Origin of the sequence: Pseudomonas sp. Teo4, from assembly GCF_034387475.1 — a bacterium.
Lineage (GTDB): Bacteria > Pseudomonadota > Gammaproteobacteria > Pseudomonadales > Pseudomonadaceae > Aquipseudomonas.
On the sequence record NZ_JAXCIL010000002.1, the window covers coordinates 1754872 to 1768536 of the forward strand.

Annotated in this window: 11 protein-coding genes; 7 read left to right on the plus strand and 4 right to left on the minus strand. The window is 62.6% G+C overall.

Annotated elements, in window-relative coordinates; genetic code table 11:
• Positions 1–7: 7 nt before the first annotated feature.
• The 3 genes from PspTeo4_RS24440 to PspTeo4_RS24450 all read right to left on the minus strand — a co-directional run bounded on the left by PspTeo4_RS24440 (position 8) and on the right by PspTeo4_RS24450 (position 3019).
• A complete protein-coding gene (locus PspTeo4_RS24440) occupies positions 8–898 on the minus strand; it encodes an alpha/beta hydrolase (RefSeq protein WP_322366325.1) in 891 nt (296 codons plus the stop codon).
• 82 nt (positions 899–980) lie between these two features.
• Complete coding sequence (locus PspTeo4_RS24445; protein WP_322366326.1) at positions 981–2327, minus strand: sensor histidine kinase; 1347 nt, start codon at positions 2325–2327, stop codon at positions 981–983.
• Positions 2327–3019, minus strand: a complete 693-nt coding sequence (locus PspTeo4_RS24450; protein WP_322366327.1) for a response regulator transcription factor — start codon at positions 3017–3019, stop codon at positions 2327–2329. The genes PspTeo4_RS24445 and PspTeo4_RS24450 overlap by 1 nt, the downstream gene beginning before the upstream one ends.
• Positions 3020–3353: 334 nt before the next feature.
• Here PspTeo4_RS24450 and PspTeo4_RS24455 point away from each other — a divergent pair, with 334 nt between their 5' ends.
• Both PspTeo4_RS24455 and PspTeo4_RS24460 read left to right on the plus strand, forming a co-directional pair.
• Entirely contained in the window at positions 3354–5525 is a 2172-nt protein-coding gene (locus PspTeo4_RS24455; protein ID WP_322366328.1) for a TonB-dependent siderophore receptor, read from the plus strand.
• 229 nt (positions 5526–5754) lie between these two features.
• Positions 5755–6018 (plus strand): hypothetical protein, encoded by a 264-nt coding sequence (locus PspTeo4_RS24460; protein WP_322366329.1) that lies wholly within the window; start codon positions 5755–5757, stop codon positions 6016–6018.
• A gap of 14 nt (positions 6019–6032) precedes the next feature.
• Here the strand turns inward: PspTeo4_RS24460 and csiR are convergent, their stop codons facing one another.
• A complete protein-coding gene (gene csiR / locus PspTeo4_RS24465; RefSeq protein ID WP_322366330.1) occupies positions 6033–6716 on the minus strand; it encodes a DNA-binding transcriptional regulator CsiR in 684 nt (227 codons plus the stop codon).
• A gap of 180 nt (positions 6717–6896) precedes the next feature.
• Here csiR and glaH point away from each other — a divergent pair, with 180 nt between their 5' ends.
• From glaH to gabP, 5 genes are all read left to right on the plus strand, one after another.
• A complete protein-coding gene (gene glaH, locus PspTeo4_RS24470) occupies positions 6897–7874 on the plus strand; it encodes a glutarate dioxygenase GlaH (RefSeq protein WP_322366331.1) in 978 nt (325 codons plus the stop codon).
• A gap of 99 nt (positions 7875–7973) precedes the next feature.
• A complete protein-coding gene (gene lhgO, locus PspTeo4_RS24475; protein ID WP_322366927.1) occupies positions 7974–9224 on the plus strand; it encodes an L-2-hydroxyglutarate oxidase in 1251 nt (416 codons plus the stop codon).
• A gap of 37 nt (positions 9225–9261) precedes the next feature.
• Positions 9262–10710: an NADP-dependent succinate-semialdehyde dehydrogenase gene (gabD, locus tag PspTeo4_RS24480; protein WP_322366332.1), complete on the plus strand. Its 1449-nt coding sequence runs from the start codon at positions 9262–9264 to the stop codon at positions 10708–10710.
• 38 nt (positions 10711–10748) lie between these two features.
• Entirely contained in the window at positions 10749–12026 is a 1278-nt protein-coding gene (gabT, locus tag PspTeo4_RS24485) for a 4-aminobutyrate--2-oxoglutarate transaminase (protein ID WP_322366333.1), read from the plus strand.
• Positions 12027–12211: 185 nt separating this feature from the next.
• On the plus strand, positions 12212–13615 hold the full coding sequence (gabP, locus tag PspTeo4_RS24490; protein ID WP_322366334.1) for a GABA permease: 1404 nt from the start codon (positions 12212–12214) through the stop codon (positions 13613–13615).
• Positions 13616–13665 lie beyond the last annotated feature (50 nt).

Below are 13665 nucleotides of genomic sequence, written 5' to 3' on the forward strand. Positions count from 1 at the left end.
GCAGGTTCTACCGGGCCATGCCCTCAATCACTTTGTGCAACGAAGCTGGCAGCATCGGCCCATGGCCCAACCCTTCGAACCGTTCGAAGCGCACCTGCAATCCCTGCACCTTGGCCAGGTCGGCCACTAGCGTGCGTGCTGGCTGTTCTGAGTCTGCCCTGACCGGCCCGCGTGGGTTCGAAGGCTCATCCCCACCGCGCATCAGCAGCAACCGTGGCCGGCTGTTCCCCAGCCTTTGCTGCAAACCTTGCGCCTCCTGCACGATGGCTCCGTCATGCCACCACAGCGATGGGCTGGCGGCGGCATAGTCGCTGAAATCGCCTGGCCGGGTGAACAGCGCGTGCAGCACCGCCAGGCCACCATAGGAATGCCCCCAGAGTGTCTGGCGCTGCGGGTCGATGGGCGCAACTTTTGCCACCATTGGCCGCATCCGCTGGTTCAGCAGGTCGAAGAAAGCATCCACGCCGCCGCTGGGCAGGCCGGTCAGCGGGTCACGTTGCTCGGCCTGCCCAGGCAGCGCTGGGGTGTAGTCGTAGGTACGGCCACTGCGCTCGATGCGCTGGTCGGTCTGGTAACCCACGGCGACCAGCAACGGCGCCTGGCCTGCGGCAAGCTTTTCCAGCAGCGCGGCGTCCAGCGCCCCGATGGCGGCGTTGCCATCGAGCATCCACAGCACGGGGTACCCTGCCGTGGGTGCCGGACGGTTCGGCTTGCCGATCCACAAGCGGTAATGCCTTTGGCCGTCGACCGAGTCCAGGTCGAGGTGGCTGAAACCATAGGCCAGATCATGGCGCTGCAGCAGCGAGCCATCCATCTTCTGCTCACGCTCTGGCTGTGCCAGGACGACAGGGGCCGCGAGGGCCAGCACCATGGCCAGGGACAGGGTTATCTTGCTCATCATGAGTCTCATCAGGGCTTTGCACGGAGCACAAGGCTGGAGGCCCTGGATGATAATCAGTATTGATTGAGCGTAAAGCGCATTAACTTTCTAAACATTCCTGGCCGATGGGCAACAGCAAATGCAGGCATAGACCGGGATGACCATTGCTGGCCCAGAGCCGCCCTCCTTGCAGTTCGATGGCGCGGCGGGCGATGGGCAGGCCCAGGCCGAAGCCAGCGCCGCTGTCAGCCAGGCGCTGGTAAGGCTTGAAGATGCGCTCGAGGTCAGCTTGTGGCACGCCGGGGCCTTGGTCGCTCAGGCGTAGATGCCAGCAGTCACCCTCACGCCAGCCATCGAGGCTGACCCGGCCGTCGACAGGCGAGTGGCGGATGGCATTGCGCATCAGGTTTTCCAGAGCCTGGGCCAGGCTGTCCAGGTGGACTTGCACCAGGCAGTCGGTGCCGAGCGAGCAGGGCAGGCGTGTGCGCTCCCAGCCGCTTTCGAAACAGATGTCCTGGCACAACGCTTCCCACACTGAAACCATCAACACCGGTTCGGTTGGCAACTGGGGTTGCTCGGTGTCCATCCAGGCAAGGTCGAGCGTATCTTCGAGCAGCTTCTGCATGTCGTTCACCTCGCGGTCCAGGCGCTCGCGCAACTGGGCCGGTGGTAACTCGCTGTCATGGGCGATGCGTAGCCGGGCCAGGGGCGTGCGCAGTTCGTGCGACAGCGTGCGCAGCAGCAGGCGTTGCTGCTCCAGGCTCTGGCGCAGGCGGCCGGCCATGTGTTCAAAGGCCTGTGCCAGCTCGCCCAGCTCATCGCGCCGTTCCTGCAGGGGCAGGCCGGGGCTGTCGAGGTCGTCGGCGCGCAAGGCGTCGGCTCGGTCGCGCAGACGGTTCAGCGGCACCACCAGATGACGGTACAGCGCCAGGCCCAACAGCAAGGCCAGCAGCGTCGGGGCAACGCCGTGGGTGATGACATGGGTCCAGGGTGTCAGGCCGGTGGGCAACAGCCGCTCGGGGAGCTGCATGACCAGACGGCCTTCGTCAGGGTGCTGTGGAAACTCGATGCTGACGTAGGGCAGTTCATCCTGCAGGCGCCGGCTCATCGGCCAGTCAAGCTTGCGCATGAACGTCAGGTGGCTGGCCTCTTCGGCATTAAGCGGCGTGGTGCCAAGGCTTTGCAGGTGCGGGCCCAGCAGTACCACCCAGGTGCCCTCGGCCTGTTCCAGTTTCCTGCGGTAGGCCTCGGCACCAGCTGCCCCGCCCTGGTGCCAGGCCTGTTCGGCTTGCTGCGCGTAGCGGGCGAGATAGTCCTGGTCGGACTGGGAGAGGAAATAGGTGCTGCGCTCGACTGACAGACCCCAGGTCCAGATCAGCCAGGTCAGCAGCAGGCAGAAACCGACCTGCAGCACGGCAAGTTTCCACAGCAAGGGGTGTCGACGCATCAGGACTGTTCCGTATCCACCAGGATATATCCCTGACCTCGCACCGCCTGGATCTGCAGATGCTGGGCACCGATATCGGCCAGCTTGCGGCGCAGGTTGCACACATGCACATCGAGGCCACGGTCCAGGCGGGTGTAGGCACGGTGCAGCACGGTCTGGTACAGGAATGCCTTGCTCAAGGCTTCGCCAGGGTGGGCGCGCAGGGTGGTCAACAAGCGAAATTCGGAGGCCGTCAGGCCAGCAGCTTTGCCATCGCAGACGACGTCCTGACTGATCTGGTCAAAGGTCAGGCTGTCGGTGTCAGCACGCGGGACGGTGCCGCGATCGAAGGCCACTCGCCGCAACAGTGCATCGACCCGGGCGTCCAGCTCGGCCAGGCTGAAGGGCTTGGGCAGGTAGTCATCGGCCCCTCGGGTAAAGCCGCTGATGCGATCCTGCTCGGCCCCCAGCGCTGACATCAGCATGACCGGCACCGCCTGGTGGCGGCGCAATTCGTCGAGCAGGCTGAGGCCGTCGATGCCGGGGAGCATGATGTCCAGCAACACCAGATCGAAACGGTCATGGTGAATCGCATGCAGGGCCTGGGTGCCGGTGGCGCAGGCGTGAACCCGGAAATGGCGGTTGAGGAAGTGGCGTTCGAGGTCCTGGCGCAGGCGTGGGTCGTCTTCGGCGAGGAGGAGTGAGGTGGGCACGGCGAGCCTTGAATGAGAATTTCTATCAGTTGCGATCATCCCACTGCGGGCTGGGGGAGGGCAATCGTCTTGTTGTGTTAAGAAGGTTAATCCTGCTGCGCCGCGGTTTTCCCTCCGGTATCGTTCGCAAAAAGCAACTGGTTTCGTTTGCGATTCAATTTCATTTAGGTGGCTGACGCCACCCCCGTCCAGTCTTCATCCCTTTCCAATCGCCCGGCTTCGTCTGTGGTGCGTGGATGCGGCTGTCCGCAAGAAAGTGGTTTGAGCCACTCGTCGCGGCGCGGGCGAACCAGGTGCAGTTCTGTCCACTGCAAATCCAACTGAAGGGTGTGTCATGAGCGGTTTTAAAGGTGTGGGGAGCCCGCGACGGGTTCGGGGATGGGTAGTCCTGGGGCTGTTGGCGCCGTTTTCGTTGTCGGCACTGGCTGAAACGGTCGCCACCCAGGCGGCCGAGGACAACTCGCTCGATCTGCCGGCATTGACCATCGAAGGCAACCGCCTTTACGACATGCTGCCGTCGGAGCAAACCGGTGGCTACAGCGTCGACGCCGCCACGGTGGGCACCAAGACGCCCGCAGCGCTCAAGGACATTCCGCAGTCCATTACCGTCTACACCCAGGACTACGTCAAAGACCGCCAGTTCGTGCACCTGGATGACCTGGCCAAGTACACCGCCGGCCTGCGCACCCTGACCAACGACAGCGGCCGCTCGTCGATCTATGCCCGTGGCTATGAGTACAGCGAGTTCAACATCGACGGCTTGCCGGCCCCCATGGCCAGTATCTTCGGCACCGTACCTTCGTTGGCGGCCTTCGACCGCGTCGAGATCATGCGCGGCCCGGCTGGGTTGTTCAGCAGCACCAGCGAGCTGGGCGGCATCGTCAACATGGTGCGCAAGCGCCCGACCGCCGAATTCCAGGGGCACGTCGAAGCTGCCTACGGCACCTGGGACACCAACCACGAAGAAATCGACCTGAGCGGGCCGCTGGACGATGCCGGCCGCGTGCGCGGGCGCTTCGTCGCCTCCCGTGACGACACCAATGGCGAGGTCGACTACAACGCCAACACCAGCAACAGCTACTACGGCGCGCTGGACATCGACCTGGACGACGCGACCATGCTGTCGTTCGGGCTGATCCACGAAGTGAAGAACATCACCCCGCACAATGGTTACCCGGCAACGCTTGACGGTAAGGTGCCCGACTTCAGCCATTCCAAGTTCCTCGGTGCCGACTGGAACTACTTCGACGGTAAGACCACCGATTTGGTCGCCGAGCTGACCCACCGCTTCGACAATGGCGGCTACGGCCGTATCGCAGCCCGTGGCTCGCACCGCGACACCAACTACCTGTACGCCTTCACCGCGACCAACGCCAAAGGCGCCAACTCCTTGCGCGCCAGCGCCCGGGACTTTACCCAGGACACCTACTCGCTGGACGCCAGCTACAGCCAGCCATTCGAAACCTTCGGCCAGGTCAGCGAGTTCGTGGTCGGTACCGACTACAAGAACTACGACACCGAGTACCTCAACGGCACCAGCAACCTGGGCACCATCGACGTCAACAGCTACTCGCCGACGCAGACCACCAAGCCATCGCCGAACTACAGCACCGAAACCGGCATGCAGGAGGAAGAATACGGCCTGTATTCCAAGGTCACCTTCCGCCCGATCGAGCGCCTGGCGCTGATCGCCGGTGGCCGCTTCAGCTGGTATCGCGGTGACTTCTACACCACCACCCTGAGCACCGGGTCGACCACCGATGACAACAAGCGCGTGGACGGCCACTTCACGCCCTATGGCGGCCTGGTCTACGACCTGACCGAAAACCATGCGCTGTATGCCAGCTATTCGCAGGTATTCAAGCCGCAGTCCGATGTCGACAGCGGTGGCCGAGTACTCAAACCGCGTGAAGGCGAGCAGTACGAGTTCGGCCTCAAGAGCAGTTACTTCGGTGGCGACCTCAATACCCGCTTCTCGGTATTCCGCCTGACAGACAAGAACCGTGGCACTACCGAGTACGACGCAGACGGTGTGGATACCGGCTTCTCGGTCGCTTCCGGAAAGACGCGGGTCAAGGGTGCCGAAGTGGAAGTCAGTGGCAAGCTGACGCCGAACTGGGAACTGCTGGCCGGCTACACCTGGATGGAAACCGAAACCGTCAAGGGTGACGCGGAAACCACCTTCTTCATCATGCCGCGCCACCAGGCCTCGCTGTGGAGCAAATACACCATCGACCAAGGCCTGCTGAGCGGCCTGGCCATCGGCGGTGGTGTCTCGGCAATGAGCAACTTCTACTCCGAAAATGGCGGCGTGCGTATCGACGCGCCGGGCTACGCCACCGTGGATGCCATGCTCTCGTACCCAGTCACGTCGAAGCTGACGGCAACCTTCAACGTCAACAACCTGTTCGACCGGGACTACCTGTCTCGGGTGGGTTCGACCTCCACGTTCAACTTCTACGGGCCTTCGCGGAGCATGATGGTCGGCGCACGGTACGACTTCTAACCTGAACTGCGTGCCCTACATGTGTCGATTTTTTTGACACATGTAGGGCGACTGCTTCGATCAGGCAGTGCAAGATTGCTTGATAACGGTGGGCAAGCGCACCCGAATGCTGCCCACCATGTGCGCCAAGACTTTACCTGTGAAAATCTACAATATGGTCATGTCTTCAAACTAGACATATCGTCTCTCTTGCCTGATGGCCAATTGGCCGAAGACTAGGAGAGTCAAGATGACGGTTTACGACTGGGTGGCAGCGGTGTCGCTGGGGATGATTGCAGCGATTTCCGTGGTGATGCTGCTGCAGTACTTCAAGCTGCGGGATCTATGGGATGGGTTCAAGCGGTGTCGCGAAGCAATGCGCTGGGCACAGATTTTCGAAAGCGAGAACCGCGAGCTGAAACGCAGCCTCAGGGCAGAGCAGCGGCTGACCGCGCAGCTCCAGGCGCAAGTGGCCAAGCTGCAGGCCTGCGGGGCGCCCAGGGAAAATGCCTGAGCGCCGCCTTGGCTTCAGCCTTGATCGCGCATGATCTGGGCAATGATCGGCACCGGGGTCATCAGGTGCGTATGCATCATCGTGCTGGCCCTGGCGGCATCACGGGCGAGAATCGCCTCGACCAGTGCCGCGTGCTCCTGGCGTTTGGTTTCCAGCGCCTGCTCGGAAAACACCGTATGGGTCAGCCACAAGTGGCGGTAGCGTTCGGCCTGATCGAACAGGTAAGTGCGCGCTTGCAGCAGGTGCTTTGAGCCGCAGCCCGAGGCGATGGCGGTGTGGAACGCCTTGTGGCGTTGGTCCCAGACATCCAGGCGCTGTTCACGGGTCTTCACTTCCATGACCTTGGCCAGGGTATGCGACTGGGCCAGCACCGACGCTTCCCAGGCATCGTCACCGCGCTCGATGGCCAGGCCGACGATCATGGCTTCGAGGTTGGCGCGGGCGTCGTAGATATCCTTCATTTCGTCCAGCGACATGGGCGCCACCCGGTAGCCCTTCTGGCTGATGGCGACCACCAGCTTTTCTGCCACCAGTTGCGACAGGGCCTCGCGCAGCGGGCCTACGCCAAGGTCATAGCGCTCCTTCAGCGTGCTCATCAGCAGCTTTTCGCCGGGCTTGAACAGGCCGCGGATGATGTCCTGCTTCAGCCACTCATACCCACTGAATGCCGAGTTCTGTCGCGGGGCCTGTGCTTCCAAGGTCTGTTCCTCAAACGTTTTGCGAATCATACCGAAACGTCTTTTCAGATAAAAACAATGGACAAACTGGTGTTTTGTTTTCGTTTTACAAAAATGTAGACATTTTGTGTTTGTGGCGATATTTTTGCCTTGCCCACCTGATCCGGGCACTGCCATTTACTTCTCTGCCAGGAAACCGCCATGAACGCCTTCACCAAGATCGAGGAACCCGTGCTGCCAATGCCTCTGGAAACCCGGGGCTTCTCCGTCCAACCGTCCGCACAGTCGCCACGCCTGCTGGAAGTGATTTTTGCGCGCGAAACGGTCGAAGCGTTCGTCAAGGCCGTGGCCGAGTGGCCGGTGCAGGCGCTGGAGTACAAGTCGTTCCTGCGTTTCCGCGTCGGGCAGATTCTCGATGAACTGTGTGAAGGCACCCTGCGCCCGGTGCTGCTGAACAACCTGCTCAGCCGTGCCACCGGCGGCATGCTGATCACTCCGCTGGGGCTGGACGATGTGAGCCAGGCCGAGGACATGGTCAAGTTCACCACCGCCTGCGCGCACCTGGTTGGCCGTTCCAACTACGACGCCATGAGCGGCCAGTTCTATGCCCGCTTCGTGGTGGTCAACACCGACAACTCCGACAGCTACCTGCGTCAGCCGCACCGGGTCATGGAACTGCACAACGACGGCACCTTCGTGAACCAGATCACCGATTACGTGCTGATGCTCAAGATCGACGAGAAGAACATGGAAGGCGGCAATTCGCTGCTGCTGCACCTGGACGACTGGGAGCAGTGCGAGTCGTTCTTCCGTCACCCGATGGCCCGCCGCGAGATGCGCTGGACCGCGCCGCCGAGCAAGAAGGTCAGCGAAGATGTGTTCCACGCCGTGTTCGACACCGACGCCGTGGGCCGCCCGACCATGCGCTACATCGACCAGTTCGTGCAGCCTTCGAACTTCGAAGAAGGCATCTGGCTGAATGCCCTGTCCGAATCGCTGGAAGGCAGCGAGCACAAGGTGTCGGTACCGGTATCGGTCGGCAGCTTCCTGCTGATCAACAACCTGTTCTGGCTGCACGGCCGCGACCGCTTCACCCCGCACGACGGCCTGCGCCGCGAGCTGATGCGCCAGCGTGGCTACATCAGCTACGAGAAGCCGCGGTACCAGCGCGGCCAGTAACCCACCCGACGCTGCAGGGCTGCCCACAGGGCGGCCCTTCGTCGTGCCTGAAACAAAATTACTGGCTGGCGCCCCGCGCCCCGGCAAGAGGTAATGGCTGTGTACGATTTCATCATCATCGGCGGCGGGATCGTGGGTATGTCCACGGCCATGCAGCTGATTCAGCGCTACCCGGACGCGAAAATGCTCCTGCTGGAGAAAGAGTCCGGCCCCGCCCGCCATCAGACGGGCCACAACAGCGGCGTGATTCACGCCGGTGTGTATTACACCCCCGGTAGCCTCAAGGCGCGTTTCTGCCTGGAGGGCAATAAAGCCACCAAGGCGTTCTGCGACAAGCACGCCATCCGCTACGACGAGTGCGGCAAATTGCTGGTGGCCACCAACGCCCTGGAAATGGAGCGCATGAAGGCGTTGTGGGAGCGTACCGCTGCCAACGGCCTGGAGCGCTCATGGCTGTCGGCGGGTGAGCTGCGTGAACGTGAGCCGAACATTGTCGGCATCGGTGGCATCTTCGTGCCGTCCAGCGGCATCGTCAGCTACGCCGAAGTCACTGCTGCCATGGCCCGCGAATTCCAGGCGGCCGGCGGCGAAATCCGCTACAGCGCCGAAGTGCAGGGGCTCGAAGAACGTACCGACCAAGTGCTGGTGCGTACCCGTGCCGACGAGTTCCGTGGCCGCTTCCTGGTCACCTGTTCGGGGCTGATGGCCGACCGCGTGGTGCGTATGCTCGGCATCGAGCCGAGCTTCATCATCTGCCCGTTCCGTGGCGAGTACTACCTGCTGCCCAAGCAGCACAACCAGATCGTCAACCACCTGATCTACCCGATTCCGGACCCGTCCATGCCGTTCCTTGGCGTGCACCTGACGCGAATGATCGACGGCACCGTCACCGTCGGCCCCAATGCGGTGCTGGCCACCAAGCGCGAGGGCTATCGCAAGTCCGATATCTCGGTGCCCGACCTGTTCGAGACGCTCACCACGCCGGGCATCCTCAAGGTGCTGGCGAAGAATCTGCGCCCCGGCCTGATCGAGCTGAAGAACTCGCTGTTCAAGGGCGGCTACCTCAAGCAGGTGCAGAAGTACTGCCCAAGCATCACCAAGGCCGACCTCACCGACTACCCGGCAGGTGTTCGCGCCCAGGCCGTGTCGCGCGACGGCAAGCTCATCGACGACTTCCTGTTCGTCAACACGCCGCGCAGCGTGAACGTGTGCAACGCCCCGTCGCCCGCCGCCACGTCGGCGATCCCGATTGGTGCGCACATCGTCGACAAGGTACGCGAACAGCTCGCCGCCTCCGGCGCCAAGCTGACGGCCCGTACCCCCGATAACCAGCAGCGGGTCGCCGGCTGAAGCGCCGTCACCGCCATCCCAGCAGAGGAAGACTAGCGTGCAATTGCAAGACTCCAGCCTGTTCCGCCAACAAGCCTACATCGACGGCGCCTGGGTCGATGCCGACAATGGCCAGACCCTCAGCGTGAACAACCCGGCCACCGGCGAGCTGATCGGCCATGTGCCGAAAATGGGCGTTGCCGAAACCCGCCGCGCCATCGAAGCCGCCGAGCGTGCTCTGCCGGCCTGGCGTGCACTGACCGCCAAGGACCGCGCCAACCGCCTGCGCCGCTGGTTCGAACTGATGATGCAGAACCAGGAAGACCTGGCCCGCCTGATGACCCTCGAACAGGGCAAGCCGCTGGTCGAGTCCCGTGGCGAAATCGCCTATGCCGCCTCGTTCCTGGAATGGTTCGGTGAAGAGGCCAAGCGGGTCTATGGCGACATGATCCCCGGCCACCAGCCAGACAAGCGTCTGATGGTGATCAAGCAGCCAATCGGCGTCACCGCTGCCATCACTCCGTGGAACTTCCCCTCGGCGATGATCACTCGCAAGGCCGGCCCGGCACTGGCCGCCGGCTGCACCATGGTGCTCAAGCCCGCCTCGCAGACGCCGTACTCGGCCTTGGCCCTGGCGGAACTGGCCGAGCGCGCAGGCATTCCCAAAGGCGTGCTCAGTGTGGTCACCGGCAGTGCTGGTGAAGTGGGCGGCGAGCTGACCCACAACCCGATCGTACGCAAGCTGACCTTCACCGGCTCTACCGAAATCGGCCGCCAGCTGATGGCCGAGTGCGCCAAGGACATCAAGAAAGTGTCCCTGGAACTGGGCGGTAATGCCCCGTTCATCGTATTCGACGATGCCGACCTGGATGCAGCCGTCGAGGGCGCACTGGTTTCCAAGTACCGCAACAACGGCCAGACCTGCGTCTGCGCCAACCGGCTGTATGTGCAGGACGGTGTCTATGACGCCTTCGTCGACAAGCTCAAGGCTGCGGTCGCCCGTCTGAACATCGGCAACGGTCTCGAAACCGGCATCACCACTGGCCCGCTGATCGACGCCAAGGCCGTGGCCAAGGTCCAGGAACACATCGAGGACGCCGTCGCCAAGGGCGCTCGCGTGGTAGCGGGCGGCAAGCCGCACGCGCTGGGTGGCACCTTCTTCGAGCCGACCATTCTGGTCGATGTGCCCAAGCATGCCGCCGTGGCCAAGGAAGAAACCTTCGGCCCACTGGCCCCGCTGTTCCGCTTCAAGGACGAAGACGAAGTCATCGCCATGTCCAACGACACCGAGTACGGCCTGGCTGCCTACTTCTATGCCCGTGACATGAGCCGGGTGTTCCGTGTGGGCGAGGCGCTGGAGTACGGCATCGTCGGTATCAACACCGGGATCATCTCCAACGAGGTCGCGCCATTTGGCGGCGTCAAAGCCTCTGGCCTGGGCCGCGAGGGCTCCAAGTACGGCATCGATGACTACCTGGAAATCAAATATCTGTGCATCGGCGTGTAACCACGGCGGTCGTTGATCAAGTCTTGAACGGAGTGAACATGAATACCAACCAGAGCCTGCAACAACGCCGGATGTCCGCCATTCCCCGTGGTGTTGGGCAGATCCACCAGATTTACGCCGAGCGCGCCGAGAACGCCACCGTGTGGGATGTCGAGGGCCGTGAGTATCTGGACTTCGCCGGCGGTATCGCCGTGCTGAACACCGGTCACCTGCACCCGAAAGTGATGGCGGCCGTCCAGGCGCAGCTGGCCAAGCTGACCCACACCTGCTTCCACGTCTTCGGCTACGAGCCCTACGTGGCCCTGGCCGAAAAGATCAACCAGCGCGTACCGGGCAACTTCGAGAAGAATACCCTGCTGGTGACCACCGGCGCCGAAGCCGTGGAAAACGCCATCAAGATCGCCCGTGCCGCCACCGGTCGCCAAGGCGTGATCGCCTTCACTGGCGCCTACCACGGTCGTACCCACTACACCCTGAGCCTGACCGGCAAAGTCGTACCGTACTCGGCCGGTTTGGGCCTGATGCCGGGTGGCGTGTACCGTGCCCAGTACCCCAACGCCATGCATGGCGTGAGCAGCGATGACGCCATCGCCAGCGTCGAACGCATCTTCAAGAACGACGCCGCGCCCAGCGACATCGCCGCGATTATCCTCGAGCCGGTGCAAGGCGAGGGCGGTTTCAATGTGGCGCCGAAAGACTTTCTGGCCCGCCTGCGCGCGCTGTGCGACGAGCACGGCATCGTGCTGATCGCTGACGAAGTCCAGACCGGTGCTGGCCGTACCGGCACTTTCTTCGCCATGGAACAACTGGGCGTTGCCGCCGACCTCACCACCTTCGCCAAGTCCATCGCCGGTGGCTTCCCATTGGCCGGTGTGTGCGGCCGTGCCGAGATCATGGATGCGGTAGCCCCAGGTGGCCTGGGCGGTACTTATGCCGGTAGCCCGGTGTCCTGTGCTGCGGCCCTGGCCGTGCTGGAAGCCTTCGACGACGAGAAGCTGCTGGATCGGGCCAAGTCGGTCGGTGAAATCCTCACCAGCGGCCTGCGCGCCATTGGTGAGCGCCACAACAGCCTGGTGGATGTACGCAACCTGGGCGCCATGGTGGCCGTTGAGCTGTTCGAAGGCGGTGACCTGAACAAGCCTGCGGCCGAACTGACTGCCAAGGTGGTGGCGAAAGCCCGCGACAAAGGCCTGATCCTGTTGTCGTGCGGCACCTACTACAACGTCCTGCGCATTCTGGTGCCGCTGACCGTCAGCGACGCGGACCTGCAGCGCGGTCTGGCCCTGATCGGCGAGTGCTTCGACGAACTCGCCTGAAACGCTCATGCCTGACGGTCGCTGGATGGCCGTCAGCACTTTCTTGAGTCAGCGTCACCCTGATCTGTGCTCACCCGCATCTGTCCGACTCACCATCTCGGGCAGGGCGGGCTTTTTCGTCCGATGCTGGTGAGCGCGGACACCGAAAATGCCCACAGAGGCAGTACAAGAACAAAGGTAATGCCATGCAGAATGACAAGAACAATCTCAGTCACGGGCTCAAATCCCGTCATGTGACCATGCTTTCCATTGCCGGCGTCATTGGCGCCGGTTTGTTCGTAGGTTCCGGGCGGGCCATCGCCGAGGCCGGCCCGGCCACCATCCTTGCGTACATCTTCGCCGGCGTGCTGGTGGTGCTGGTGATGCGCATGCTGGCGGAAATGGCCGTCGCGTCGCCGGACACCGGTTCGTTTTCCACCTATGCCGACCAGGCCATCGGCAAGTGGGCGGGCTACACCATCGGCTGGCTGTACTGGTGGTTCTGGGTACTGATCATCCCGATCGAGGCCAATATCGCCGCAACCATCATCAACACCTATGTGCCGCAGATGGAAATCTGGGTGCTGTCATTGGTCATCACCTTGCTGCTGACCGCCACCAACCTGTTCAGCGTCAAGAACTACGGCGAGTTCGAGTTCTGGTTGGCGCTGGTGAAGGTGGCTGCCATCGTAAGCTTCATCATCCTCGGTGTCTGCGCCATCCTTGGCCTGTTCCCCAACACCGGCGTGAGTGGGGTTTCGCGCTTGTGGGATACCGGCGGCTTCATGCCCAACGGCTTTGGCGCGGTGCTCAGCGCGATGTTGATCACCATGTTCTCGTTCCTCGGTGCCGAGGTGGTGACCATTGCTGCGGCTGAGTCCGATGCTGCTGGCAAGCAGATCTCCAAGGCCACCAACTCGGTGATCTGGCGGATCACGCTGTTCTACATCCTGTCGATCTTCATCGTCGTGGCGCTGGTGCCCTGGAATGATCCACGGCTGGCTAGCGAGGGGTCTTACGTCGCGGTGCTGGATATCCTTAACGTGCCCCATGCCAAGGCCATCATCGATTTCGTGGTGCTGACCTCGGTGACCAGCTGTCTGAACTCGTCGCTGTACACCGCGTCGCGGATGCTCTATTCCCTGAGCCGACGGGGCGATGCACCGGCCTGCGCCCAGGTGACATCGCGCAGCGGTACGCCGATCTTTGCGGTGTTGCTGTCTACCGGTGCCGCGTTCCTGACGGTGATCGCCAACTACCTGGTGCCCTCGAAGGTATTCGGCTTCCTGATGGCCAGCTCTGGCGCAATCGCATTGCTGGTGTACCTGGTCATCGCCATTTCCCAGCTGCGCCTGCGCAAACGCCTGATCGCCGAGGGCAAGACCCTCAGCTACCGGATGTGGCTGTTCCCATGGCTGACCTGGGGCGTGATCCTGTTCATCAGCGCGGTGCTGGTGGTGATGCTGCTGCGGCCGGACCATCGGGTCGAAGTGGTGTCGACCATGGCGCTGGCGATCGTGGTGGTGTGCTCGGGGCTGTTGGTGACGCGACGTCGCCGGCAGCGGGTGGAGCGGGGTGGTGATGACGTCCGGAGAGTGGTGTCAAACTGACAATGAAGAGCCCTTGGGCGCAATGCTCAGGGGCTTTTTATTGGGCTTGT

Bases quoted from the DNA above. Each gene is read 5' to 3' on its own strand.
- gabT (WP_322366333.1), top strand. From the start codon at position 10,749: ATGAATACCAACCAGAGCCTGCAACAACGCCGGATGTCCGCCATTCCC.
- PspTeo4_RS24445 (WP_322366326.1), bottom strand. From the start codon at position 2,327: ATGCGTCGACACCCCTTGCTGTGGAAACTTGCCGTGCTGCAGGTCGGT.
- PspTeo4_RS24440 (WP_322366325.1), bottom strand. From the start codon at position 898: ATGAGCAAGATAACCCTGTCCCTGGCCATGGTGCTGGCCCTCGCGGCC.
- glaH (WP_322366331.1), top strand. From the start codon at position 6,897: ATGAACGCCTTCACCAAGATCGAGGAACCCGTGCTGCCAATGCCTCTG.
- gabP (WP_322366334.1), top strand. From the start codon at position 12,212: ATGCAGAATGACAAGAACAATCTCAGTCACGGGCTCAAATCCCGTCAT.
- PspTeo4_RS24455 (WP_322366328.1), top strand. From the start codon at position 3,354: ATGAGCGGTTTTAAAGGTGTGGGGAGCCCGCGACGGGTTCGGGGATGG.
- PspTeo4_RS24460 (WP_322366329.1), top strand. From the start codon at position 5,755: ATGACGGTTTACGACTGGGTGGCAGCGGTGTCGCTGGGGATGATTGCA.